This is a genomic window from Pseudomonas sp. GM78, assembly GCF_000282475.1.
In the GTDB taxonomy this organism is placed as follows: domain Bacteria; phylum Pseudomonadota; class Gammaproteobacteria; order Pseudomonadales; family Pseudomonadaceae; genus Aquipseudomonas.
Map to the genome: position 1 here is coordinate 26,243 of NZ_AKJF01000054.1, position 21,028 is coordinate 47,270.

Below are 21,028 nucleotides of genomic sequence, written 5' to 3' on the forward strand. Positions count from 1 at the left end.
AGACAGACGCCAGCCTCGCCGGCTGGCGTGATTCGTTGAAGTCGGGTATTTGTGTTCGGCCCGGCATGGAGCCGGTTTGGGGAGATTTCAGTGGCTAACGAACTAGCGATGATTACAGTCGCAATAATATCCGGCGCCGGAGTGTTAGCTGGCAGCTTTTTAACCTGGCTTTTGAACAGCATCACCGCGGGAGAAACTGCCAAGCGGGCAGAGCGTTCGGCTATGAGACTGTCGACCGAGGAACGCTATCTTTCCGTGATGACCTCGCTTGAGTTGTTTATTCGCTCTCGAACACGAGGAGCTGAAATAGATCGAGAGTTGGCTAGCCTCAATGCGGTAATAGGTCTATTCGGAAGTGACGCAGTCAAAGACCGATTCAAGGTATTTGGTGAGAAGTTTCGCGCATATGAGAACGCCTATGAAGAATCTGGTAAATCCTATGTTTCGATATCCGATGCTGCAGACGACTTTCCTGACGAATGGAACAAAGCCATTTCAGCAATGTACAAGCTTTCCGGAGAAATGAGGCAGCACATTATGCAGCTTTGCGCTTTCAAAGACTGAGCAAGGCCGGTCGCCCGGCCTCTATGGATTACTTCGGATCGAAAGCACCCAGAGACAAGGTTGCGGCGTCACCGATCTTGTCCTGAAGTACAGTCTTGAACTCCTGAGCGATGTCCTCGCGCTGAACCTCTTCACCGACCCAGCGTAATTTGAGTGCGGGCACTGAACCGCTGGTGAGCACAGAAATCCGCAGATTGATCCGCTGCTCGGTCAAGCCCTCATACGGGATGGTGCTGAACAGCAGGGCCGCGGGCAGCGTTTCTTTGCTTCGGGCCTCGATCTGATCCATGGCGCTACGGCTGGCGCTGGTGTCGCCGACGGTGTTTTCCGATTCGCTGGTCGCCTTAACTGTGATTGTGCGTACAGCTGCGATGGCCCGGGCGACAGGTATTTCCTTACCTTCGTCATCTACTGGGGTCAGGTATTGGTGCCAATCTTCGATCCAGTCGCTCAGATCTTTCTGAGACATCGCGCGCCCACCGATTGTCTGAGCTGCCTTGTAGCCAGCCGATGCTTTCAATCGAAGTACTGCGCGGTCATCGGCGTGCCCTGGCAGTTCATCGGTGCCCAGGTTGAACAGCAACGTGCAGGTCATTTCGTCCTGGTCGATAAAGCCTTTGGCGGACGAGATTGCCCGAGCGGCGACGTAGGCGCTGAAGTCGGCCAGCGAATGGGTGGAGTAGATGCCACGGAAGCGGCTGCGGCCAGCTTGCCATTTTTCCAGGGTGACCACCTGGCAGCCTTCGGGCAGCACGATAGTAGGCGTTTGGGTGGCCAGCGCTTTACCGCTGGCTTCCAGCGCGGTGTCGGTGATGAGCTGGATCGCTTCTTTGGTCAGAGACATTGTTCGGTTCCTTGATGGTCGGGCGGTTAGGTGCGAGGAGTGATAGGGGCTTGTTCACGGCTGAAGAGCTGGTCGTGCTTCTCCGCGAAGAGCGTGATCTTGCCGCCGGAGCCGACATGCATCGGCGTATCCAGGCTGGTGTTCTCGCTGCGGGTACCGCGCTTGGTGGGCACCTTGTAGTCGAGCTTGTGCTTGATCTTCACCTGACTGGATTCGCCGATCTGGCTGAAGTCCAGCGTGATCACCAGCTTGCCGGCCTTGCCGTGGTCAACAACCCCGGAGGCTACTTCGGAAAGGGCGTGACCGATTTGGCTGGCGAAAGCGCCGCCGTTGAGCTCTTCGAGGAACTCTGCGGTGTCGGTAGGAGTGGGCATGGCTGTAGCTCCGGGATGGCCAATAGGCCGCTGGGTGGAAGTGTGAATTGGGACTGACGAAGGCGCTGGCGCACCTGGTTGTTGATGCGTCTCATGCTGCGACCTTCACCTGATGCCAGGCGCCGGCGGCATAGAACAGCTTTGCGGCCTGCGCTTCTTCTAGCGTTACCTCTGCAGGAACGGCGATCCATCCAGACGCAATCAGGTGGTTCGGGTTGCAGCTGTTTCGCAGCTCCAAGTAGTAATGCTCGATGGCATCCGTCAGGCGCTCAACCTTGTAGATGCCCTCCGGCGATATCTCCACCGACTTGACGTACTCAACGCCGCGCTCGTCTCGACACATGGCGCTGATGTAGATCGTCCATCGGTAGGAGAAGTCGAACAGAGCGTTGGCAGTCGCCAGGCTTCGAATCTGCCGGCAGCTCTTCCAGTTCGCCATGATCTGGGCGCCACTTGGGTCGATGTTCACGACCGCGACATGATTGGTTCGGAGCAATGCCCGGCAGCTTCGCTCGGCCCGGGCGAAGCCGTTGTTGGGCTTTCGTACCTTGCTCATAGCGCCTCCGTGATTCGCCGAAGCGCGATGCGTTCTGCATGGGTAGGCGAAGGACGGCGCCGCTTGAGGACAGTGTCCGGGGCGATATGTGCGGACCGGGCAGGGCGCTGCTTCATCTCGGCTGCGGGTTCGACCAGGGCTTTGCCGCCGTCGCCGAAGAACTTTTCCAGTTTCTGGCTCAGGTGTGCTTCGATCGCGTCCTTGGGGTGAGGCATTGGTACGCCGATCATTGCTGTGCTCCAAAGTAAGCGAAGACGAACAGCAGTGCGGCGCACCCGATGGCCCAGCGCATGAGAATCCGCCCGAAGCGGCTGCTGGTCAGTCGGACACCTTCGAAGAAGTCCGCGTTCTGCTCGAGCTGCTTCGCGAAATCGCAGGCCATGTCGTGGCCGTCACGGGCGCCGCGGGAGACGCCGGTGTCATGCTCGACAATGTCGAACTTGTTGCCGCCCAGGGGGATGACGTTGAAGCGTGGCGCACGCACTGGCTCTTCGCGACCGATCATCTGGTACATCTCCGAAGTGGACATCGAGACACGCTCCCGCATCACCTGCAGGATCGCTTGTTTTTGGCGAATGGTTTGGTTCATGGCTGATCCCTCGGTGGTGGGGTTGCGTGTATTCGTCAGCACTCGGGCCTCCTGCTGGTTGCCGTTGGGCGCAGGGGAGAGTGCTGACGGATAAAGGCAGGCGTAAAAAAGCCCGATCGAAACCGGGCTTTTGTTGGTGTCACGAAGACCTCCCTACGTGACAGCCTCCCAGGCCCGCTACTGGCGACGGCCTGGGTTTGAATCATCAGCGGTGACCTTGAACTTGGGGTGGCCTACCGATTGCTCGGCCGGTGCGCGGTAACACCGTCTGCCTAGATGTCCGCTGCCTGCCAGGGTGTAGGGCGCAGCCTTCAGGCTTACTGCGCCACGCGGGTGAAGCGATGGTCTACTTCATGGCTTAAGCTCCTGTTGCGCGCTCACTGGGCAGGCAGTGGCCACCTATCGAAGCTGCATTGGAATGTCGGTCCACACCATTTTTTGCAATCGACGTCCGGGTATTCGCCACAATCCGATTGCTCTGGAGATGCTTTTTTCATGACCCGCCGACATTCCGATACAGCCTCTGTCGAGGGATCGGGCAGTTATCGTCAGGCTGACGTGGCGCTGGTTGGTCTTACCCGTGTGTGATGGATAGATCACTGATCACGCAAATCGAAGCGTCCTCAGGATCGGTGGATTCGGAGTAGTCGATCTGGTTGTACACGCCGCCATGGAAAGCGAGAGTCTTCGTGTCCCAGGTGTTGTCGAGGCGCATGATCGCGGAGGTGGATTTGATGCCGTTGCAGCTGGCAGATACCGATACAGCGCCGCTCGAATTGGCGTGAATGTTGATTTTGAAGAGCGCGCCGAGCGGCACGTTCTCCAATACCGTCGAGTTGACCGGATCGTCTTGCAGGTAGCTCGACCGGAACCCCATGGTGATTTTGCCTTTGTTCCAGAACACCTTTACCGGTGGGCGTTCAGAACCCTGCACATGAATTTGGCCAATCACGACCTTCTGCAGCGAATTGACCTTCGTTAGCCGCATTTCTTGACGGCACCAATGGTCTGCGGCACTTGCAAACAGCCAATAGCCAGGCTCTTTCCATTCACAACGAGTTCGATGGACGCTTTTACTGGAAGCTCCAAGTGTTGGCGCCGTCATCTGCAGCGATCCGTCGGGAAGCATCGAGGCGACGCTTGGGCATTCGATCAGCGCTCGCCAGCCGATCAAGTCAAGGGAGATAGGGTTCGTGTCGGAAATTGGAAGCGGGGTGGCGATGATGAAATTGCTGATATCTACAGTCATTGTCGATTCCTTATTTCATTTGATGTCACCTGTGCTCTGTTGAGCCCTTCGCTTGATGTAGGCCTACATCCCGCTACCCACTCAGTGAATGGGCAGAAGTGATGCTTGTCAGAACGGCGCGGCGTCCAGTGCGGCACTGCCTTTTTCGGTGAGCGCCACCTTGCCGTCGACAACATGAGCAAACCCCTCACACTCCATGTCAGCCCAAAGCCGAGGGCCGATCGGTTCATGGTCATCGATGAGGTGTTCCAGCGTGGCGTTGCCGGCGGTGTTGCGGATGTACTGCGCCACTTTTTTTAGTATGGGTGTCATTTCCCTTTATCCTTGCCGACCATCAGCACCATCAAAAGCATCGCGACGAGCACCAGGTCGCCAACCATTGACAGGATCCGGCTGGCCGAGTCGACGAATACGACCCCGCCAGCTAGGCCGTAGGCTGCCAGCGAGCGCGCTCTGTTGCTGAACCTGCCGAACATGACTACAGGTAGTCTTTTAGGTTGAGGTTCATGATCTTGGCGGCCTTCTCCAGCACCACCATTTCGGCGTCCTCGATGTCGCCGTCAGCCTCCGCCACGGTCAGCATGAAGTTCAGCACCGTAGCCGCGTCGTCGACGCTGTGCGCCAGATCCTTCAGTTCCTTCTCGGCGTTCTGGCGAATGATGCGCGGGCCGCCGTCGTTGAAGTCGGCCTTGGCGCGGTCAATGGTGTTGCTCAGCTCTGCGCCGAAGCCCTTCAGGGCGGGAGAGTTGTTGATCAACTTCTCGATCTTCTCGAGCTCTTCTTTTTCGATGTCGCCATCGGCGGAAGCGACGTAGAAGACGCCGTAGACCGACGCCTGCATCAGATCGCGGTTGGTCATCACGGCCAGGGCCTGGCGGGCTTCGCCGGATTTCTTGCCAAACAGTTTGCCGAACATGGTGAATCCTCTGGGTTGGGTAGCATCCCGATGCACCCTGTGGCCAAGGTGCAGCAGTGATGCTTTTCGATCAGGCCTTAGCTGCATCCTGAATACGCTGGTAGATCTCTTGACGATGCACGGCGACCTCTTTCGGCGCCTCAAACGCCAGCTTTACTTGCTGCCCGCTAACACTCAGCACCGTGATGCTGATGTCGTCGTTAATGCGGATGGTTTCGCTGGGCTTGCGGGTGAGTATCAACATGGTCCTGCTCCTTGGTTGTCATCCCAAAGCACCCGGTTGCCCAGGTGCTTCAGTGATGCTGTCCGTCTTGCTGGCCGCTGTTACTCGCCACCTGCGGACTGGGCGATGATTTCTTTCCGTACGTTTACGGTTTGGCTCCTGGGGCCTGGCAATACGGCGTACCGAGGTGGGAGTCGCCCACGCCTGGTACGTCAATGTCCGGCTTATCCAGAAGCTTTCTGCAGTTGGGTTGTTAAAGAGCGGCAGGCCTCTCGGCCCTTCGCACCTGGCACCTGATTGGGTTCCGTGTTGCGATGGGGTGAATTTATCGGCGTGATAAATTGTTGTCAATATCATATTGATAAATTTATCTCTGAATGGTCATTTCTCTGCGATAACTTTTCTATCGCGGCCACAAAAAAGCCCGCACATCGGCGGGCTTTATTCATTCGCTGCGATCAATCGTCTTTTGGCACAACCCAGAACACCTGTACGCCACCATCATCTTGGTGGGCGATGGTCACGTTATCCGCTTCGTCGATAGCCTCCAGCATTTGCTCCCAGTCATCTAGGGATTCGTTCGAGGCTTTATAGATGACGGCGCGCTTTGCTGTCTGCGCATCGGTCGAATTGATGATTTTCTGCACCCGCATACCCATCAGATCGTAGGAGGAGGGCGGGGTAGGAACTGCTGATGGCTTCTTCGCTTTAGACATGATAACGCTCCTTTTACTGTATGAATAAACAGTATTTTATCTGATGGTAAAAGGCAAGGTGGTAAGAGTACTTTTGTACTCCTTTGTGCGCCATACGGAGGGAAGCCCACTCAGTTGAAGGTACAGCAGGGCCCAGGTGGACCGATCATCGGGCCGTTGCGGTTAGTGCAGGTCGATGCCTGGGAGAGGACAGTGCAATGCAGGGATCAGAAGCCGGAAACGAAAAGCCCGCACTTAGCCGGGCTCTTGATGCGCGTGGCCAAATCCTTTTGGCTAATCACTGATAGGTAGCAAAGCTTCAGACTAAGATCTCAAGCTATTAGCTATGTTGATGGCTGATTTTACGCTTTCCGCAGATAGCCCCGCGGCCCCAAGCCCCGAAACATTGTCCTTGGTGAAAAATTTCTTACCGCTACTGATCAGGTAGTTGATTCGCTCTAAGCCTTTATTTGCTTTGCCAATCCAAATGTGAACTTTATCTATTTCGCCAGTGCGCCAGGAGTAGATGTCTTCAACGGATGCGGATATAACATTCCGTAGTGGAGTGGCAAAATTAAAAACCTCTTCGTCTCTGTGAGTCGCATTCAAAAAATCGAAACCAGCGATCTCTCCTATTTTGATTTGGTTAGGCGGCACAACCCCAGATTTTTTTGCAGCTGGATTCGTCTCAAAATAAGCTTCTCGCTCTGCAAGCGACCTAGACTCATAACGGTATAGGTTTGAGTCTTTGGTTTTCAGCTTGTGTGCAATGTGCTGATTCTCGGTGGCTGACAGAGCAGCCCGAAGCGAGTACCTCAGTGACTTAAGGATTGAATATTCGTTTTTGGCTGAAAGCAGGACGGCTAACGTTTCAGGAGCCGCACCTTTCAACTCTAATATGCGATGTATCTTAAGGCGCCTATTGTATAGGTCGTCATGCCTTTTCATCTCGGTGGCAAAATCGGCCTTGAAGTGTAGCGTCCCGCAATCTTTCCCTATATTTGTTTCTAGGCCGTCACTGGTTGTTATTACATATCCATGCAAATGTTTTGTTCCGCAATCAGATATGCCGCACTTAATTTTTGCCAACTTTAGATGGTATGGTGCAACTATCTTGCCAAATTTTCTATGTTTGTGTTTTGGGGAGAAGTATAGCGATGAATGATAGTTCGCTCTATTGATAATTGATTCTATGTCTGGCAGGGCTGGAACATCATCAAATTTAAGATCAATATTACTCATCTTTCTTCCTTGGTGACTAATTTTGGTAATTTAATATTGAGATTATTGATTTTGCTTCACTACACTCAGGGGCGAGGCGGTAGGGCTTTTCCACGAACAATCCTTCCCTCTTTCCCCCTTTCCCTCATCTGCCAGCGCCGCCACCCGATCTGCATTCTCGTGGAGCTTCGCAATCACCTTCAGGACCGCTATCGCATCCACGTTCCGACAGTCCTTAGTGACGTTGAGCACTTCGGTTGCGGCCTGCTCAATAGATCCTTGATTCGCAGCGAAGCTGCTGGTTAGGCTTGGTGAGGGGCATAGGAATGGTTCCTGTGGGAGGCAGCTCAATAGCTGCGTCCGGTCCACCAGTAAATAATTTGGGCTAGGACCTGGATGTCTCCTTCGCGATCGGCAGGGACATCAATCTCACGGTACTGGCCGTTGTCCGAAATGATAGTCAGGCCATCCAGATTTCTCTGGATGCGCTTGATGTGCTGCTGCCCGCGCATCAAAAAGAAGTAGATAGCATCCGATTCGACGGAGGTGACCCCGGCGTCGACAATCAATGCATCACCGCTTCGGATTGTGGGGGCCATGCTGTCGCCGCGGCCAGATATCAGCTTGAGATTTTCGATGGCGGTGTAGACCAGATTTTGACGAACCCACCCCGCATCAAGGCTCATATGCTCAACGACCATATTCATGTCTGGCGGCTCCGTGCCTGGCCCCATTGATCCTGCAATATCAAACCGTTCGATTTCGACTACCGCGCGATAGCTGGTTATTTTTTGAGCGAGAGCAGCTGGCAAGAACGACAGATCGACTGTCTCGCCCGGTTCTTTTGAGTGGGCACTATCCAGCCACCCCATAGGCAAGCCCTGAGCGGACTCAATTTTTCGTGCTAGTTGATGCCCAAGATTCCGTTTCGGGTTTGGCGAAACGATCAGGCTTATCACGGACGGCGCGGTACCGCATGCGGCTGCGAACTCGGCCTGCGTGGCATATCGAGCCGCAAGGGCTCGTAAGTTTTCTCTGCGAATGCTGTTGGTATCCATCCCCGAATCATCCCTGCTTTTATCTAATTGATAAATAATCTCTGCGATCAATCTCCTCTTGCCTTCAAATTATCAATGAGATAAATTTGATATATCTCGCAAAAAGGTGATGAACATGAAAACCCCAATTCCCGAAATGCAGGCTTGGCTTACCAAAGCTGCTCCTGACGAGCGTCAGCGGGTTGCCGATGCGTCGGGAATCTCCGTTGGTTATCTCTGGCTGATCGCCGGGGGACACAGAAAACCCTCGGAAGATGTAGCCACGAAACTGCATAAGGCCACCCAAGGGCGTGTATCTGCTTTTTCGTTCTTCCCGAAACTCGCCGCTATTGCTGCCGAGTCCGCCGCCTAACTCAGCCCCGTCACTCCCAACTGCGGAAGCGAATCCATGGCCTACGACAACAAAAACCATCGCAACACCCACCAGCTGAAGTCTCGCCTGAATGACCACGCCTACGACGCCATCAAGGCGGAAGCGCTGGAGCGGGAAACTCAGCCGGGCGCCTTGGTTCGCGACCTCACCTTGGCTGCTTTGCGGTTCAAGGAGGATTACGGCTACTTCCCATTGATTGACGACAAAGAGCTGGACGGTTTTCCGGCACTGGCCGAGCTGGCTCGCGAGCTGAAGATTCAACCCGCTGTACTCGCGCGCGATCTCATCCGTGCAGCCCTGCAAGCAAGACGAGAGCAGGACGCAATAACCCAGGCCAACGACAAGAAACTCAGCGCCTGACTAGGCCATGGAGGGAGCAATGCCTGCAATACCGGAAGTAGGGCAGTACACGCAGGACGAGAAGGATCAGCTTGAGCGGTGGGCTGATGAGGTTGGGATCGGCATGGATCAGCTCGCCGATCGGATTTTGCAGGTGACGGAGCGCGCGGTAGAGCGGCGCAGTGCTGCTCGCCTCGCAGCCGATAAAGCAGCACTGCGAAGCCGCCTCGCCGCTCATTCTGCGCAAGAGGCCCAGGCAGAAAACGTGGTCTCAATTTTCCCTTCGAGGTAACGGTCTGGCCCCTTATTAGGTGCCGCGATAGCAGAGATTGGACCAGGTGGGGCTGGCACCTAATTCGGGGCCAAAGAGAAGAAAGGGTCATGGGTTCTTCCGTGATCAGTTGATGAACGAATGATCGCCTGGTTGGCATAACGCCACCACGGAAACAGAAGCGAGGTTTTACGAATGGACAAGTTCCTGCGGGCCTGCCACGACGCGGTCAAGGACAACGAAGCAAAGTCGCTGAGCGCCAAGATGGGTGTTCCGCATGTGAGCCTGCTCCAGCGCTCGAATCCGGATAACGACGCTCACCACCTGACCATCGAACATCTGTTCGGGATCTTGTTGCACACCGGTGACATGCGCCCTTTGGTGACGCTGGCGGATCAGTTCGGTTTCGACCTGGTTGCGCGGGAAAAGCCTGCGGTCAAGCCGTTGATGGTTGCGCTTGGGCAGCTTTCGGCTGAGTGCGGCGATGTTGGCCGGCTGATCTTTGATGCTGCTGAGGACAATCACATCAGCCAGCACGAAAAAGCCCAGGGCGAGAAAGCAATTCTTGAAGCGATCGATGCGCTGCAGGTTCTGCGCGAATCCCTCAAGGCTGCCTGAATTCCAGACACAAAAAAGCCGACGTACGAGGTCGGCTTTTTCAACAGCGGTAAAACAATGTGGAAATGATTATGCACAACCAGATCCCCCCCGGCAATACCCACCGTGTTGCGACACTATTCGATCATTCGCAAAACGTGTCGCAACATCTCACCACCCATCAATCTGCAGCCATGCACGCCGCGATATTGGTTCGATTCCAGTACTCCCGTGAGTCCAAATCTCGCTTTCGCCGAGAATGCCTTGATCACCTGAAGGCGTCCCTTTCCTCGGAACAGAAGACTTCAGCATGAGCAATGTCATTCAACTTCACGCAAGTAACCCGGGGGGCTTTACCCGGATGGACAACGATCTTTATGGCGCCCTGATCCGCGCCGACCTATCAGGTAGGGAACTTCGTGTCGCCCTGGCCATTCACCGCCAGACCGCAGGCTACAACGTCGCCAGCGCCCGCATAGCGGCTTCCTACATCGCCGAGATGGCCAATATCCACCGAGAGGACGTTTCACGCATCATCGGTGAGCTGCTCCGTCAGCGTGTGATTTACCGCGAAGGTGGAAGCAAGGCTCCCATAGGAATTTCGCCGGTGACTGCATGGCGGATTGATGCAAAAAACAACCGCAAATCCACCACCAAAAAAGTGCCACAGTGTGGCGTTTCCACCACGTCCTTAGTGGCGTTTCCACCACACAATAAAGACACAAATACAAATACTACCTCTGACGAGGTAGTCGTCGACGCCGAGCGTCAACCGGAAGCGGCGGCGGGAAAAATCTCCAGGACGAAAGCCGACTCATGCCCCCACCGGGCCATTGTCGACCTGTACCACGAAATCCTTTCCGAGTTGCCAGCCGTAACCCTGATCAATAAAACCCGTCAGCAGAATCTGCAGGGCCGGTGGCGTGAGCACGAAGCCCATCGCGACCTGGCTTTCTGGCGTGAGTACTTCGAATCGGTGAAGGCGTCGAACTTCCTGATGGGCAAGGTGGAGGGCCGTTTCGGCACCAAGCCGTTCCGCGCCTCGTTCGACTGGTTGATCGCGCCTCGCAACTTCGTGAAGGTCGTCGAGGGGAATTACCATGCGTGACCCTCACAGCATCGAGGCGGAGCACAGCCTGCTTGGCGCCATGATGCAGCGCCCCGAGCTGATCGATACCCTCTGCGAAGACCTGTCCCCCGAGGCGTTTTACTTTCCGGCAAACGCCGATGTATACCGCGGCATCCTGGCCGTTCGTTCGTCTGGTCAGGCGGTGGATTTCCTTACAGTCGGCAATCACATCGGTTCGATGGACGACGGCAGCCCGGCATTCGCCTATTGCGCCGAAATCGTCAAAAACACGCCGAGTATCGCTAACGCTCGAACCTACGCCCAGATCGTTCGTGAGCGGGCCATTGACCGGGCGCTCTACGACCTCGGCAGCCAGGCGATGGAAATTTCCCAAGGCTCGGAGGACACGCAGGCGAAGATCGCGGCGGTCCAGGCGGCGGCCATGGCGATTGATTGCGGCTCGGGTGATGACGACATCGTCAAAGTCGGCGACGTGCTCGTCGATCAGCTTGAAGTGTGGCAGGACCGCCATGATCGCCACTCCCGGGGCGAAACTTTAATCGGTCTGTCGACTGGCTTGAATGATCTGGATGAGAAGCTCGGTGGGTTGCAGCCCGATCACCTGTACATCGTCGCCGGGCGTCCGGCCATGGGCAAGACCACGCTGGCCATGGGCTTTGTCATCGACGCGGCTGTACGCCAGAGCAAGTCGGCACTCGTCGTCAGTTTAGAAATGAACAAAGGTCAGTTGCTGGATCGCGCCGTGGCTTCGGAGGGGCGAATTCCGCTCAACCTGGTGAAGACTGGCACGGCTTGCCAGAGCCACGGCGCCGAACTGGCGGCCGCGGCTGGGTTGTTGCGCAGCGCTCCGCTCTACATTGCCGACCGCGCCGGCTCGACGATTGGGCGCATTCGCTCCTTGGCCAGACGCCACAAGCTTCGGTATGGCTTGGACCTGCTGATGATCGACTACCTGCAGCTTGTGGAAGGGGACGGCGGCAACCGTACCGAAGAGGTGAGCAGCATCAGTCGCGGCTGCAAGCTGCTTGCCAAAGAGTTGGGCATCCCCGTCGTGTTGTTGAGTCAACTGTCTCGCAAATGCGAAGAGCGTCCCAACAAGCGCCCGGTGCCCTCCGACTTGCGTGAATCGGGTGCCATCGAACAAGACGCCGACGTGATCATGTTCGTCTATCGCGACGAGGTCTACCACGAAAATACCGAGGCCAAAGGCATTGCCGAAATCATCATCGGCAAGGGTCGCGACATCGAGATGGGCACCGTCCGCACGGCCTTCCTTGGCCAATACAACCGATTCGAAAACCTTGCTGCCGGGTGGAAGCCAGAGCCTGTCGAGCAGCCGGAAAAGGTAGCAAGCCTGGCCAGTCGATATGCCAAAAAGGAACGATTCTGATGAACGAATCACGCCAAACCCAAATCCTCGCAGGCCAGTCCTCAATCGCCCAAAAGGTCTTTGGTTTCGTACCGATGCAGGCGAGCTGGAGCGCTCACGATATCCACGGGGCGGTCATTGCAGCCAATGCAACAGGTGCGTCGGCATATGCGATACGCCGAGCACTTGGCGAGCTGAAGGACGCCGGGCTCGTCCGGGAGCCGGTAGGCGGAAAGTTTCAGCGCGATGCAGCCATCCCAAAACCAAAGAAGGAGCAAGTGATGACACAGGTAGCCCCGCAGACAGTTGTACCTAACAAGAAGCCTGAGGGTGCACTCGATGTGCTAGCGGCTCTTTCCGGCGAAGTGGTGGACCTGTCGGGTGAGTTCAGCAAGCGCATGAAAGCTCTTGCTGCGCGGATCGAAGAGGTGGCGCTTTCTGTTGAAGCCGAAAGGGAAAGCAATGCCGAAGCGATCATCAAAGCCAAGCGTTTGCAGGAAGCGTTGAGGGAGTTTGCGTAATGAGCGCACTGGGAAAACAGGTGTCAGGCGGGCACTACAAGTCGTTGAAGATCCAGCCGATCGAATACATTCACGCGAACGGCATTCCCTTCGCCGAAGGCAGCGTCATCAAGTACGTGACGCGGTGGCGCGATAAGGGCGGCATTGCCGATCTGGAGAAGGCCAAGCATTTCCTCGAGCTGCTGATTGAACTTGAGCAGGCGAGGGCGCCGGAATGACCCTAGCCAACACAAAGTTGTTCAAACAGAAGCCCGTGCGGGCTAAGCCAGTCGACCGCGAAGGGCAGGAACAGGCTGCGCTCATGCGCGAGCTTGAACTGCGCTACCCGGCGGTGTTCGAACTGATCTACCACGTTCCCAACGGTGGGCACCGTGTCAAGGCGGTCGCCGGCAAGTTGAAAGCCCAAGGTGTAAAGGCCGGCATTCCCGATCTAGTGCTGACCATGGCCCGTGGTGGATTCTTTGGCTTGTACATCGAATTCAAGGCCACGCCACCGAACGATGCCGCCATCTCGGCCAGTCAGCACGAGCGCATTCGCAAGCTCAATGACCAGGGATATCTGGCGGTGGTGTGTCGTGGCCACTTCGACACGATGGAGCAGATCCGCGCTTACCTGCGCCTCGCTCCTACAGTGGTGGCTGCATGACAATGACCGTGGCCTTCTCCGATGCAGAGATTCGTCGGCGTGCCGATGACCCGGCTGCCGTGCTGATGCGTGATCCTCGTCACCCGGGGTTGTACTTCCGCTTCACAGAGACTCGTCCGCGTGGAACCTGGAGCCTAGTCGTTCGGAAGAAGTGGAACCGAATCGGCGCCTATCCCGACCTGTCGGCGAAAGCTGTGTTGGCCGCGCTGCCTGATCTACGCATGAGGTTGGGAGCAGATCCGGAGGCTGGTGCCACCGTGTCCGCATGGTCGACGCTGGGCGAACTGTTTAAGTGGCACGCCGACCGGATGAGCCGCGACCGCAACCTGTCAGACGAGCGCAAGGCAACGAGTAAATCAGCAATTGCCCGGCACCTTATTCCGCGTGTAGGTGATATGCCGATAACCGACATACGTCACGGCACACTCGATGCTCAGTTGATGTGGCCGCTGCAAGAGACACTCTCGCTCGAGTATGTGCGGTTGATTTTTGGTGTGCTGGTGGTGGCGTGCCGGCAGGCGCACACCTTGGGCTTGATACCGAAAAACCCGATGGTGGGTATCAAGTTCAGTGACTTCTCCAAGACCAAGATCAAAGCCAAGCCGGCGCGTCTTCGCGGCGTGCAGATCGAGGCGCTGCTGAGCCAACTGCATGAGCTTTTCGAGTCCGATCCACAACCGGCCATGCTCGCGCTGATGATGCTTTGCCACGGCACGCGCATCGGTGAAACCCGCAAAGCGCAGTGGTCGCACGTCAGCCTGTCAGAACGCACCTGGTATCTGCCGGTGGGCAACACCAAGACCCGAGTCGAGCACTCGCTACCACTGACTGAGCAGGTGTGTGCGCTGCTGATTGGGTATCGCGCACACCAGAAGGTAAGCGGCTACGAGGGTCAGTTCCTGTTTCCCGCCAGAAATGGAAAGGGCATGAGCAAGGCGCAGGCCAGCGCCGTGTTCACCGGGCTGGGGAAGGGCGAGTGGAGCAGTCACGATCTGCGCAAGTTGGCCAGGACCGGCTGGGCTGACCTCGGGGTCGACTTCCTGATTGGCGAGATGCTGATCAACCACGCCATGGGCCACAACGTGCAAGCCTACATCCACACCACTGTCGAAGAGCGCAAGCGTGCAGCCCTCGAACTGTGGCACGGCCATTTAGACGGTAAGGGTTTTTCCCTGATTCACGGGTTGAAGGACGGTAGAAACGAAAATTCGGGTAAACCGCTGCAAGCCGCAGAACAGAAGGCCTGCGAGGCCATTCATGAATCAACCATAGGCGAGGTTTAAAAATGATGAAAAAGAGCCATGGCCCGGCCTTCCGTCGAACCCTAATCCCGCTGGAACACTGCAAGTCCTGCAAGGGCCGGGCAGTGATCACCGGGCTGTTTCACCATCTGGACTGTGTCGACTGTCACGCCTCGGGCTGGGTTCGCGCCGATGGCGGTGAGCAGCTTTCATTGCAGGACCTGGTCACTCAACTTAGCTTCAACCTGAATGCTGCTTATGCCGCTGGGCTGGCCGGCTCCAGCGAGAAAGAGCCAGTCGGCCTACTGAACTACTACAGCCAGAACAACCGCCGCGGCGCCGGTGGCACCAACTTCACAGGGGATTGAACGATGATCTATCCAGGCATTCTGAATGCAGTTGTTTCGGCCCTCGCAGCTGAAGCCATCGACAACACCAGCAAGCAGGCATGGCAGAAACTCTACAACTCGGCCGACGAGGAGGAGGGCGGCGATCTGGCGACACTGGTTCGATCCCGTGGGGCCAGTAGCATTGATCGCACTCAGGTTGATTGCTGGGTCTCAGCCAGGTTGCATCATGGGCTTGAGCCGAAGCATTGGAATGCTCTGGTCGCCAGGTACAGCACGCACAAAGGCCGCAAGGTACAGGCGATCGCAGAGTTGCAAACCATCATCACAACGCCGGCGCCGAAGTTGTTCCTCTATAAGGCAGTCACTACTTGGGCGATCCCGCAATTGAAGGGTGCCCGGCCAAAGGTTGTGAGTTCGGTGTCTGTCGAGATTCCGCTTGATGCACCAGCATGGCGTCGCGAAGCGATGGTGAAAGCGGCTGTTGCAGCTGGTCAGGCCAAGGCCAAGAAAGACAACTCGCGATCCGCTGACATGATCGTGCTGAAGGACAGCTTCTACGACATGAACACCTGGGAGAGCGATGGAACGCCGGAGTCAACGCGCCGCCGGTGGCGTCAATCGATCAGTCAGGCAGCAGACGACTTGGTCAACGATGCATTGGCTCATGCCAGTGAGATCCTGGAGGCCGAAGGATTGCTCATCGAAAAGGCCGCGTGACTGCTTGTTGACATCAGTGAGCGGATGAGCGAAATTAACCCCATCATGTCGATCTTGCGCGTTATGAGAGACGACACACAATGCCCAGCCACCCGCTGGGCTTTTTCGTTTTATATGACCTGCCAGATGCTTTTCTGTGGACTGCTGTAGAGATATCCTCCGGCTTCTACACAGATCAATCTAGGGAAGTCGCATGAAACGTAATTTTGAGGCAGCACGGCAAATTCTCCTGGCTGTTCAAAGCAAGGCATGTTCAGAGGGAGTTGACCGACTTCATTTAGAAGGGGTCGTCACTCGTGAGCTTGGTGTAGATCCTGACGATTTCTTCTACAACTATAAGCTTCTGGTCAACGACGGCTATTTGCTGCCGGAGCACGGTACGGTTCAGTTGACTTGGTCTGGCCACGATTTGTTAGATAGTCTCAGCTAACCCTTCCTACTAAATATTGAGCCCCGCCATCGAGCGGGGCTTTTTCGTTTTCGGCTCCACCACACCCATCGCTCCGAGCTGGGAGTGCTGCTGGAGCCGGACTTACATCGCTCCCCGAGAGGGAGGACCCGGATGCCAAACATGCCCGACAAACCAGACACCTGGCTCCTTGTGCTCGCCTGGCTGAGTCAGCATGCGCCAATGTTTTATGCCGCGGCGCTGTCCTGTTGGATCGCCTTCCTTCGTGTCATTTACGGCGGTGGAGGCCGGCGTCAGGCGCTGCTTGAGTCCTGCCTGTGTGGCGCGATTACCGCTGGGGCATTTCCGCTGCTCGAGTACTTCAACCTCCCATCGAGCCTTGCAGCGGCCGTCGGCGCCTGTATTGGTACCCTCGGTGTGAAGAAGGTTGCAGCCTTGGCTGACCGATTCACCGACTTCAAATTGCCCAAGCGGCAGGAGTGACCCATGCAACTGATCGACAACTGGAAACAAGCGCTGAGCATGACCAGCGTTCAGGCGGGTGGCGCCATTGCTGCCCTGGGTATCGCTGAGCAGCTGATGCCGTCTCTTCAGGCGGTGTTGCCACCAATTGCCTATGGCGTGCTGGGCCTCATGGTGATGATCGCCCGGGTCGTGCTGCAGCCGAAGCTGAGCAAGTAGTTCGCGACACGTTTCGCGGATGAGCAAATTGTGTCGCCAAAGGTCAATCATGTATGTCTCGACTTAAAACGTTACCGCCTCGAATGAAGCCATCCGAAGGTAGACCATTCGCTGTCCCCATCGCAGAGGGAGGCGCGGAGGGTTGGGGTTCGGGCCGTGGTGGTCGACCTTGGCGACGTAAGCGTGCCGCGATCCTGGTACGTGACGAATACACTTGCCAAACCTGCGGCATCATCACGTTGCAGCTCGAGGTCGATCACATCGTGAACCGCGCTCGGGGTGGGTCGGACGATGAAGCGAACCTTCAGGCGCTCTGCATCCCGTGCCACAAGCTGAAGACCGCAGCCGAGTCGGCCGAGGGAGCGGGGCGAACGTGATGTTCGACGATCTCGTCGAGCCAATGCGAATCGGTATCGACTGCGTGATGTGGCACGTCAGTGCCCCGGGGCAGGTCGAAACCGTGGAAGGTTTTGCATAGGACACCGCCCCCGACCGCACGGACAGATTTTTTCCCCTCCATAGGTTTTTGTTAAAGATGGCACTCACCTCAAAAAAGCGCGCATTCATCGTCGCAGTGAGAGAAGGTGCGTCCAATAAAGATGCGGCCATTGCCGCCGGCTGTTCGCCGAAAACCGCGTCAGCCGCTGGCTCCAGGCTCGCAAAGGACGTTGACGTTGTTCTCGAGTTGCACAAACTCAACGCACTTTTCCCAGTCGATGGGAATGTTAAAGCCGATGTTAAAGCGGTTGTTAAAGCGCCCCGGGCAAAGACCTCACCTCGCGAACCTAAGCACGCCGGAGAGTACATCCCGAAAGCGCTTCGACAGCCTCAGGTGCCCGTCGAACCGCATGATCCCGAAGAGGGTTTCGGTCGGGTGTACACCGATCCGAAAGACTATTTGCTCGACGACATGAATGATCCCTTGCTGGATCGGAAAGACCGGCGTGACGCCGCTAAAGCGCTCATGCCTTTCCTGCATGCCCGTAAAGGCGAGGGCGGGAAAAAGGAAGAGCGCCAGGACGCCGCCAAAAAAGCAGGGGCTGGAAAATTTGGCGCAGCGCCTCCGCCGCCATCACATTTGAGATCGGTAAAATAAATGAGCGATCGAGACGCTGAGAATTTTTCGTTGGCTGGGCCGTTCAAGGATCCAAAGAATTTCCTGTTGGCCGTCATGAACAGCCAGGCAGCGCCCACGGACATTCGGATCGAAGCTGCACAGGCTTTGATGCCCTACTTTCATGTGAGCAAGGAGAAGAGTAGGGCGTTTAGGCGCCACCCCAATCCATCATAAGCGGTGAACAAGTTGAGCGAACCAGTCTGGGACACCTCATGCCGGGACTGGGAGACGCGCATCGTAAACCGCCAATCGCTGGTGCCGTTTCCGCCACTGTTTCCGGACGAGGCTGAAGCCTGCCTTCAGGTGCTGAATGATCTGCGGATTGTCGACGCACCTGGTAGCCCCCTAATTGGGGAGTCCTGTGCACCTTGGATCAGTGACCTGGCTGGCGCTATTTTCGGTGCGTACAACGCTGGTACCGGTGAGCGGCTGATTCAGGAGTTCTTCCTGCTCATCAGTAAGAAGAATGCAAAGAGCACCATCGCCGCGGCAATCATGCTCACGGTACTGATCCGCAATTGGCGCCAGTCTGCCGAGTTCATCATCCTGGCGCCGACGATCGAGGTGGCGAACAACGCCTACGCGCCGGCGCGGGATATGGTCAAACACGACGAAGAGCTTTCGGCGCTGCTGCATGTGCAGGATCACGTTCGGACGATCACCCATCGTGAGTCCGGGGCGACATTGAAGGTGGTGGCCGCCGATCAAAACACTGTCGGAGGGAAAAAAGCCGCCGTCGTCCTGGTCGATGAGCTTCACCTGTTTGGCAAGAACCCACATGCGGCCAACATGCTGCGCGAAGCCACCGGTGGACTTGCGTCTCGGCCCGAAGGGTTCGTGATCTATCTCACGACGCAGTCTGACCAGCCCCCCGCGGGCGTGTTTCGCGAAAAGCTCCAGTACGCTCGGGGGGTGCGTGACGGCACGATTGTCGATCCGAACTTCCTGCCGGTGATCTACGAGTTTCCGAAAAAGATCCTTGAGGCTGATGATCATCGCAAGCCCGAGAATTTCTACATCACCAACCCGAACATGGGGTATTCGGTCAGCGAGAAGTTCCTCATCCGGGAGATGAAAAAAGCGGAGGAGGCCGGTGAGGCAGAGGTGCTGGGCTTCATGTCCAAGCACCTTAACGTCGAGATCGGCCTCGCGTTGCGCTCAGACCGGTGGGCAGGCGCTGACTATTGGGTCGGCGCAGCAGAAAAGAAGCTCACCCTTGATGATGTGATTGCTCGATCCGACGTCATCGACATCGGGATCGATGGTGGTGGCCTGGACGACTTGCTGGGTTTTGCCGCCGTGGGCCGTGACAAACGAACCCGAGACTGGTTGATATGGACCCACGCTTGGGCGCACCCCTCGGTGCTCGAGCGAAGAAAGGCGGAAGCCCCTCGCTTCCATGACTTTGAGAAAGACGGCGACCTGACCCTGTCCAAGCGAATCGGCGATGACGTGCTTGAGGTGGCTGACCTGGTTGAACAGGTGGAGGAGTCGGGCTTGCTGGATAAGGTCGGGGTCGACCCTGTGGGTATCGGTGCGATCTATGACGCGATGATCGAGCGCGAAATCCCCCCGGAAAAGATTGTTGCTATCAGCCAGGGCTGGAAGCTCGGCGGGGCGATCAAGACGGCGGAACGTAAGCTCGCCGAAGGCGGCATGAAGCACGGCGGGCAGCCGATGATGGCGTGGTGCGTGGGGAACGCGAAGGTGGAGCCGCGCGCAAACTCCATCCTGATCACTAAGCAGGCCAGCGGGTCGGCCAAGATTGACCCATTGATGGCTCTATTCAACGCAGTGACCTTGATTTCCTTAAACCCCGAAGGCCGGGGCAATGACGACTTCATGGCCGCCATTAGGAACCCGATCATCGTATGAACCCATTGCACGTATTCATTCTGCTCGCGCTGTGCGGGTTCGGTTCGGCCGTTGCAGGCGTTTACGTTCTGCAAGGCTTGGGCTGGGCGCTAATCGCCGCAGGCGTTGCGTTATTTCTGATCGCTGGATTTGTGCGCAAGGGGCTGATCAGTGACTAAATCATTATCGGCCGTACTGGGCCGCGCGGCCCGCAAGCCAAGCGCGTCGCTGGGGCACACCCTGAACGAATGGATCGGTCGGCAGATCGGCTTGGGCGACGGCGGCTTCTGGGGTCAGTTCCTCGGTGGCGAATCCAGCTCGGGCAAGAACGTTACGGTCGATAACGCTATGCAGCTCTCGGCGGTTTGGTCTTGCGTCAGGATCATCTCGACGTCGGTGGCCGGTCTGCCGATGGGTGTCTATCGACGCGAAGCTGACGGTGGACGCAAGGATGCCCGGGACTTTGGCCTCTACGACATCGTGCACACAAGCCCCAACGAGGACATGACGGCGTTTCAATTCTGGCAGGCGATGGTTGCCGCCATGCTTCTGCGCGGAAATGCATTTGCGGAAATCTTGCGCATAGGTAACCGAGTTATCGCCTTAGATTTCCTGCTGCCGAGTCGTGTCGATTTGGAATTGGATTCGGATGGCAGGATCACCTATTGGTACCGCCCGAAAAAAGGCGCCCGGCGCCAGATCCAGCGCTCGGACATGTTGCATATCCCGGCGTTTAGTTTAGACGGGCGTGTTGGCCTTTCGGCCATCCGCTACGGCGCTGATGTTTTCGGCGCTGCAATGTCCGCAGATGATGCCGCGAATGGAACGTTCAAGAACGGTTTGCTTCCCGCGGTGGCATTTAAGGTTGATCGCGTGCTCAAGCCAGAGCAGCGAGAAGAGTTTCGCGACTATGTGAAGCAGGTGTCGGGGGCTTTGAATGCCGGGCGATCGCCAGTGCTAGAGCAGGGCATCACGCCAGAATCCATCGGGATTAATCCCGTGGATGCTCAACTGCTCGAGTCCAGGGGTTACAGCGTTGAAGAGGTGTGCCGTTGGTTCGGCGTACCGCCATGGATGGTGGGAAAAACGGATGCGGGCAGTAACTGGGGTACCGGGCTCGAGCAGCAGATGATTGCCTTCCTGACCTTTAGCATCAGTTCGATT

Annotated in this window: 34 protein-coding genes; 21 read left to right on the forward strand and 13 right to left on the reverse strand. The window is 56.7% G+C overall.

The window, feature by feature from the left end; genetic code table 11:
* Nucleotides 1-90: 90 nt before the first annotated feature.
* Entirely contained in the window at nt 91-564 is a 474-nt protein-coding gene (locus tag PMI35_RS0132300; RefSeq protein WP_157295571.1) for a hypothetical protein, read from the forward strand.
* Between the two features lie 28 nt (nt 565-592).
* Here the strand turns inward: PMI35_RS0132300 and PMI35_RS26595 are convergent, their stop codons facing one another.
* From PMI35_RS26595 to PMI35_RS0132310, 13 genes are all read right to left on the reverse strand, one after another.
* On the reverse strand, nt 593-1,408 hold the full coding sequence (locus tag PMI35_RS26595) for a DUF2303 family protein (RefSeq protein ID WP_008055923.1): 816 nt from the start codon (nt 1,406-1,408) through the stop codon (nt 593-595).
* Between the two features lie 26 nt (nt 1,409-1,434).
* A complete protein-coding gene (locus tag PMI35_RS26590; RefSeq protein ID WP_008055925.1) occupies nt 1,435-1,782 on the reverse strand; it encodes a hypothetical protein in 348 nt (115 codons plus the stop codon).
* A 91-nt stretch (nt 1,783-1,873) separates the two neighbouring features.
* A complete protein-coding gene (locus PMI35_RS26585) occupies nt 1,874-2,338 on the reverse strand; it encodes a hypothetical protein (protein WP_008055926.1) in 465 nt (154 codons plus the stop codon).
* Complete coding sequence (locus PMI35_RS26580; RefSeq protein WP_008055927.1) at nt 2,335-2,568, reverse strand: hypothetical protein; 234 nt, start codon at nt 2,566-2,568, stop codon at nt 2,335-2,337. The genes PMI35_RS26585 and PMI35_RS26580 overlap by 4 nt, the downstream gene beginning before the upstream one ends.
* Nucleotides 2,565-2,927 carry a hypothetical protein gene (locus PMI35_RS26575; protein WP_008055928.1) on the reverse strand — a complete coding sequence of 121 codons (363 nt, stop codon included), beginning with the start codon at nt 2,925-2,927 and terminating at the stop codon, nt 2,565-2,567. The genes PMI35_RS26580 and PMI35_RS26575 overlap by 4 nt, the downstream gene beginning before the upstream one ends.
* Nucleotides 2,928-3,501: 574 nt before the next feature.
* A complete protein-coding gene (locus PMI35_RS26570) occupies nt 3,502-4,176 on the reverse strand; it encodes a polysaccharide lyase family 7 protein (protein WP_008055929.1) in 675 nt (224 codons plus the stop codon).
* A 108-nt stretch (nt 4,177-4,284) separates the two neighbouring features.
* A complete protein-coding gene (locus PMI35_RS26565) occupies nt 4,285-4,488 on the reverse strand; it encodes a hypothetical protein (protein WP_008055930.1) in 204 nt (67 codons plus the stop codon).
* Nucleotides 4,485-4,652, reverse strand: a complete 168-nt coding sequence (locus PMI35_RS34900; RefSeq protein WP_008055931.1) for a hypothetical protein — start codon at nt 4,650-4,652, stop codon at nt 4,485-4,487. Before PMI35_RS34900 ends, PMI35_RS26565 begins: the two co-directional genes overlap by 4 nt.
* 2 nt (nt 4,653-4,654) lie before the next feature.
* Nucleotides 4,655-5,092, reverse strand: a complete 438-nt coding sequence (locus PMI35_RS26560) for a tellurite resistance TerB family protein (RefSeq protein ID WP_008055933.1) — start codon at nt 5,090-5,092, stop codon at nt 4,655-4,657.
* A gap of 70 nt (nt 5,093-5,162) precedes the next feature.
* Nucleotides 5,163-5,336 carry a carbon storage regulator CsrA gene (gene csrA, locus PMI35_RS26555; protein ID WP_008055934.1) on the reverse strand — a complete coding sequence of 58 codons (174 nt, stop codon included), beginning with the start codon at nt 5,334-5,336 and terminating at the stop codon, nt 5,163-5,165.
* Nucleotides 5,337-5,773: 437 nt separating this feature from the next.
* The gene (locus tag PMI35_RS26550) at nt 5,774-6,031 is read right to left on the reverse strand and encodes a DUF1654 domain-containing protein (RefSeq protein WP_008055935.1); all 258 of its coding nucleotides are present in this window, start codon (nt 6,029-6,031) and stop codon (nt 5,774-5,776) included.
* A 303-nt stretch (nt 6,032-6,334) separates the two neighbouring features.
* Nucleotides 6,335-7,252, reverse strand: coding sequence for a hypothetical protein (locus tag PMI35_RS26545; RefSeq protein ID WP_008055936.1), 918 nt, complete (start codon nt 7,250-7,252; stop codon nt 6,335-6,337).
* Nucleotides 7,253-7,578: 326 nt separating this feature from the next.
* The gene (locus tag PMI35_RS0132310) at nt 7,579-8,340 is read right to left on the reverse strand and encodes a S24 family peptidase (protein WP_177325065.1); all 762 of its coding nucleotides are present in this window, start codon (nt 8,338-8,340) and stop codon (nt 7,579-7,581) included.
* Nucleotides 8,341-8,404: 64 nt separating this feature from the next.
* Here PMI35_RS0132310 and PMI35_RS0132315 point away from each other — a divergent pair, with 64 nt between their 5' ends.
* From PMI35_RS0132315 to PMI35_RS26460, 20 genes are all read left to right on the forward strand, one after another.
* Nucleotides 8,405-8,641 (forward strand): hypothetical protein, encoded by a 237-nt coding sequence (locus tag PMI35_RS0132315; RefSeq protein ID WP_008055939.1) that lies wholly within the window; start codon nt 8,405-8,407, stop codon nt 8,639-8,641.
* Nucleotides 8,642-8,677: 36 nt separating this feature from the next.
* A complete protein-coding gene (locus tag PMI35_RS26540) occupies nt 8,678-9,022 on the forward strand; it encodes a hypothetical protein (RefSeq protein WP_008055940.1) in 345 nt (114 codons plus the stop codon).
* A gap of 19 nt (nt 9,023-9,041) precedes the next feature.
* Nucleotides 9,042-9,293, forward strand: a complete 252-nt coding sequence (locus tag PMI35_RS26535; protein WP_008055941.1) for a hypothetical protein — start codon at nt 9,042-9,044, stop codon at nt 9,291-9,293.
* Nucleotides 9,294-9,467: 174 nt separating this feature from the next.
* On the forward strand, nt 9,468-9,890 hold the full coding sequence (locus PMI35_RS26530) for a phage regulatory CII family protein (RefSeq protein WP_008055942.1): 423 nt from the start codon (nt 9,468-9,470) through the stop codon (nt 9,888-9,890).
* A 289-nt stretch (nt 9,891-10,179) separates the two neighbouring features.
* Nucleotides 10,180-10,977, forward strand: a complete 798-nt coding sequence (locus PMI35_RS33645) for a replication protein (protein ID WP_008055943.1) — start codon at nt 10,180-10,182, stop codon at nt 10,975-10,977.
* Nucleotides 10,970-12,349 carry a replicative DNA helicase gene (gene dnaB / locus PMI35_RS26520; protein ID WP_008055945.1) on the forward strand — a complete coding sequence of 460 codons (1,380 nt, stop codon included), beginning with the start codon at nt 10,970-10,972 and terminating at the stop codon, nt 12,347-12,349. Before PMI35_RS33645 ends, dnaB begins: the two co-directional genes overlap by 8 nt.
* Nucleotides 12,349-12,849 carry a hypothetical protein gene (locus PMI35_RS26515; protein WP_008055946.1) on the forward strand — a complete coding sequence of 167 codons (501 nt, stop codon included), beginning with the start codon at nt 12,349-12,351 and terminating at the stop codon, nt 12,847-12,849. Before dnaB ends, PMI35_RS26515 begins: the two co-directional genes overlap by 1 nt.
* A complete protein-coding gene (locus tag PMI35_RS26510; RefSeq protein ID WP_008055947.1) occupies nt 12,849-13,067 on the forward strand; it encodes a DUF3310 domain-containing protein in 219 nt (72 codons plus the stop codon). Before PMI35_RS26515 ends, PMI35_RS26510 begins: the two co-directional genes overlap by 1 nt.
* Nucleotides 13,064-13,495: a VRR-NUC domain-containing protein gene (locus PMI35_RS26505; protein WP_008055948.1), complete on the forward strand. Its 432-nt coding sequence runs from the start codon at nt 13,064-13,066 to the stop codon at nt 13,493-13,495. Before PMI35_RS26510 ends, PMI35_RS26505 begins: the two co-directional genes overlap by 4 nt.
* On the forward strand, nt 13,492-14,778 hold the full coding sequence (locus PMI35_RS26500; RefSeq protein ID WP_008055949.1) for a tyrosine-type recombinase/integrase: 1,287 nt from the start codon (nt 13,492-13,494) through the stop codon (nt 14,776-14,778). Before PMI35_RS26505 ends, PMI35_RS26500 begins: the two co-directional genes overlap by 4 nt.
* Before the next feature lie 5 nt (nt 14,779-14,783).
* Nucleotides 14,784-15,104: a hypothetical protein gene (locus PMI35_RS26495; RefSeq protein WP_032831412.1), complete on the forward strand. Its 321-nt coding sequence runs from the start codon at nt 14,784-14,786 to the stop codon at nt 15,102-15,104.
* A gap of 3 nt (nt 15,105-15,107) precedes the next feature.
* Nucleotides 15,108-15,803, forward strand: a complete 696-nt coding sequence (locus PMI35_RS26490) for a hypothetical protein (RefSeq protein WP_008055952.1) — start codon at nt 15,108-15,110, stop codon at nt 15,801-15,803.
* Nucleotides 15,804-15,996: 193 nt separating this feature from the next.
* Nucleotides 15,997-16,233, forward strand: a complete 237-nt coding sequence (locus tag PMI35_RS26485) for a hypothetical protein (RefSeq protein ID WP_008055953.1) — start codon at nt 15,997-15,999, stop codon at nt 16,231-16,233.
* 132 nt (nt 16,234-16,365) lie between these two features.
* Entirely contained in the window at nt 16,366-16,695 is a 330-nt protein-coding gene (locus PMI35_RS26480; RefSeq protein ID WP_008055955.1) for a phage holin, lambda family, read from the forward strand.
* A gap of 3 nt (nt 16,696-16,698) precedes the next feature.
* Nucleotides 16,699-16,893, forward strand: coding sequence for a DUF7940 domain-containing protein (locus PMI35_RS26475; protein WP_008055956.1), 195 nt, complete (start codon nt 16,699-16,701; stop codon nt 16,891-16,893).
* An 83-nt stretch (nt 16,894-16,976) separates the two neighbouring features.
* Nucleotides 16,977-17,270: an HNH endonuclease gene (locus tag PMI35_RS0132320; RefSeq protein ID WP_238543146.1), complete on the forward strand. Its 294-nt coding sequence runs from the start codon at nt 16,977-16,979 to the stop codon at nt 17,268-17,270.
* Between the two features lie 158 nt (nt 17,271-17,428).
* Complete coding sequence (locus PMI35_RS26470; protein WP_008055957.1) at nt 17,429-17,989, forward strand: phage terminase small subunit; 561 nt, start codon at nt 17,429-17,431, stop codon at nt 17,987-17,989.
* 198 nt (nt 17,990-18,187) lie between these two features.
* Nucleotides 18,188-19,885 carry a terminase large subunit gene (locus PMI35_RS26465; RefSeq protein WP_008055958.1) on the forward strand — a complete coding sequence of 566 codons (1,698 nt, stop codon included), beginning with the start codon at nt 18,188-18,190 and terminating at the stop codon, nt 19,883-19,885.
* Entirely contained in the window at nt 19,882-20,043 is a 162-nt protein-coding gene (locus tag PMI35_RS34905) for a hypothetical protein (RefSeq protein ID WP_008055960.1), read from the forward strand. The genes PMI35_RS26465 and PMI35_RS34905 overlap by 4 nt, the downstream gene beginning before the upstream one ends.
* On the forward strand, nt 20,036-21,028 hold a 993-nt coding region (locus PMI35_RS26460), incomplete at its 3' end, for a phage portal protein (RefSeq protein ID WP_008055961.1). The genes PMI35_RS34905 and PMI35_RS26460, both read left to right, overlap by 8 nt.

What these genes read in the sequence shown, in the direction of transcription:
- PMI35_RS26595 (WP_008055923.1), bottom strand. Translation starts at nt 1,408, where the DNA reads ATGTCTCTGACCAAAGAAGCGATCCAGCTCATCACCGACACCGCGCTG.
- PMI35_RS26590 (WP_008055925.1), bottom strand. Translation starts at nt 1,782, where the DNA reads ATGCCCACTCCTACCGACACCGCAGAGTTCCTCGAAGAGCTCAACGGC.
- PMI35_RS26585 (WP_008055926.1), bottom strand. Translation starts at nt 2,338, where the DNA reads ATGAGCAAGGTACGAAAGCCCAACAACGGCTTCGCCCGGGCCGAGCGA.
- PMI35_RS26580 (WP_008055927.1), bottom strand. Translation starts at nt 2,568, where the DNA reads ATGATCGGCGTACCAATGCCTCACCCCAAGGACGCGATCGAAGCACAC.
- PMI35_RS26575 (WP_008055928.1), bottom strand. Translation starts at nt 2,927, where the DNA reads ATGAACCAAACCATTCGCCAAAAACAAGCGATCCTGCAGGTGATGCGG.
- PMI35_RS26570 (WP_008055929.1), bottom strand. Translation starts at nt 4,176, where the DNA reads ATGACTGTAGATATCAGCAATTTCATCATCGCCACCCCGCTTCCAATT.
- PMI35_RS26565 (WP_008055930.1), bottom strand. Translation starts at nt 4,488, where the DNA reads ATGACACCCATACTAAAAAAAGTGGCGCAGTACATCCGCAACACCGCC.
- PMI35_RS34900 (WP_008055931.1), bottom strand. Translation starts at nt 4,652, where the DNA reads ATGTTCGGCAGGTTCAGCAACAGAGCGCGCTCGCTGGCAGCCTACGGC.
- PMI35_RS26560 (WP_008055933.1), bottom strand. Translation starts at nt 5,092, where the DNA reads ATGTTCGGCAAACTGTTTGGCAAGAAATCCGGCGAAGCCCGCCAGGCC.
- csrA (WP_008055934.1), bottom strand. Translation starts at nt 5,336, where the DNA reads ATGTTGATACTCACCCGCAAGCCCAGCGAAACCATCCGCATTAACGAC.
- PMI35_RS26550 (WP_008055935.1), bottom strand. Translation starts at nt 6,031, where the DNA reads ATGTCTAAAGCGAAGAAGCCATCAGCAGTTCCTACCCCGCCCTCCTCC.
- PMI35_RS26545 (WP_008055936.1), bottom strand. Translation starts at nt 7,252, where the DNA reads ATGAGTAATATTGATCTTAAATTTGATGATGTTCCAGCCCTGCCAGAC.
- PMI35_RS0132315 (WP_008055939.1), top strand. Translation starts at nt 8,405, where the DNA reads ATGAAAACCCCAATTCCCGAAATGCAGGCTTGGCTTACCAAAGCTGCT.
- PMI35_RS26540 (WP_008055940.1), top strand. Translation starts at nt 8,678, where the DNA reads ATGGCCTACGACAACAAAAACCATCGCAACACCCACCAGCTGAAGTCT.
- PMI35_RS26535 (WP_008055941.1), top strand. Translation starts at nt 9,042, where the DNA reads ATGCCTGCAATACCGGAAGTAGGGCAGTACACGCAGGACGAGAAGGAT.
- PMI35_RS26530 (WP_008055942.1), top strand. Translation starts at nt 9,468, where the DNA reads ATGGACAAGTTCCTGCGGGCCTGCCACGACGCGGTCAAGGACAACGAA.
- PMI35_RS33645 (WP_008055943.1), top strand. Translation starts at nt 10,180, where the DNA reads ATGAGCAATGTCATTCAACTTCACGCAAGTAACCCGGGGGGCTTTACC.
- dnaB (WP_008055945.1), top strand. Translation starts at nt 10,970, where the DNA reads ATGCGTGACCCTCACAGCATCGAGGCGGAGCACAGCCTGCTTGGCGCC.
- PMI35_RS26515 (WP_008055946.1), top strand. Translation starts at nt 12,349, where the DNA reads ATGAACGAATCACGCCAAACCCAAATCCTCGCAGGCCAGTCCTCAATC.
- PMI35_RS26510 (WP_008055947.1), top strand. Translation starts at nt 12,849, where the DNA reads ATGAGCGCACTGGGAAAACAGGTGTCAGGCGGGCACTACAAGTCGTTG.
- PMI35_RS26505 (WP_008055948.1), top strand. Translation starts at nt 13,064, where the DNA reads ATGACCCTAGCCAACACAAAGTTGTTCAAACAGAAGCCCGTGCGGGCT.
- PMI35_RS26500 (WP_008055949.1), top strand. Translation starts at nt 13,492, where the DNA reads ATGACAATGACCGTGGCCTTCTCCGATGCAGAGATTCGTCGGCGTGCC.
- PMI35_RS26495 (WP_032831412.1), top strand. Translation starts at nt 14,784, where the DNA reads ATGAAAAAGAGCCATGGCCCGGCCTTCCGTCGAACCCTAATCCCGCTG.
- PMI35_RS26490 (WP_008055952.1), top strand. Translation starts at nt 15,108, where the DNA reads ATGATCTATCCAGGCATTCTGAATGCAGTTGTTTCGGCCCTCGCAGCT.
- PMI35_RS26485 (WP_008055953.1), top strand. Translation starts at nt 15,997, where the DNA reads ATGAAACGTAATTTTGAGGCAGCACGGCAAATTCTCCTGGCTGTTCAA.
- PMI35_RS26480 (WP_008055955.1), top strand. Translation starts at nt 16,366, where the DNA reads ATGCCAAACATGCCCGACAAACCAGACACCTGGCTCCTTGTGCTCGCC.
- PMI35_RS26475 (WP_008055956.1), top strand. Translation starts at nt 16,699, where the DNA reads ATGCAACTGATCGACAACTGGAAACAAGCGCTGAGCATGACCAGCGTT.
- PMI35_RS0132320 (WP_238543146.1), top strand. Translation starts at nt 16,977, where the DNA reads ATGAAGCCATCCGAAGGTAGACCATTCGCTGTCCCCATCGCAGAGGGA.
- PMI35_RS26470 (WP_008055957.1), top strand. Translation starts at nt 17,429, where the DNA reads ATGGCACTCACCTCAAAAAAGCGCGCATTCATCGTCGCAGTGAGAGAA.
- PMI35_RS34905 (WP_008055960.1), top strand. Translation starts at nt 19,882, where the DNA reads ATGAACCCATTGCACGTATTCATTCTGCTCGCGCTGTGCGGGTTCGGT.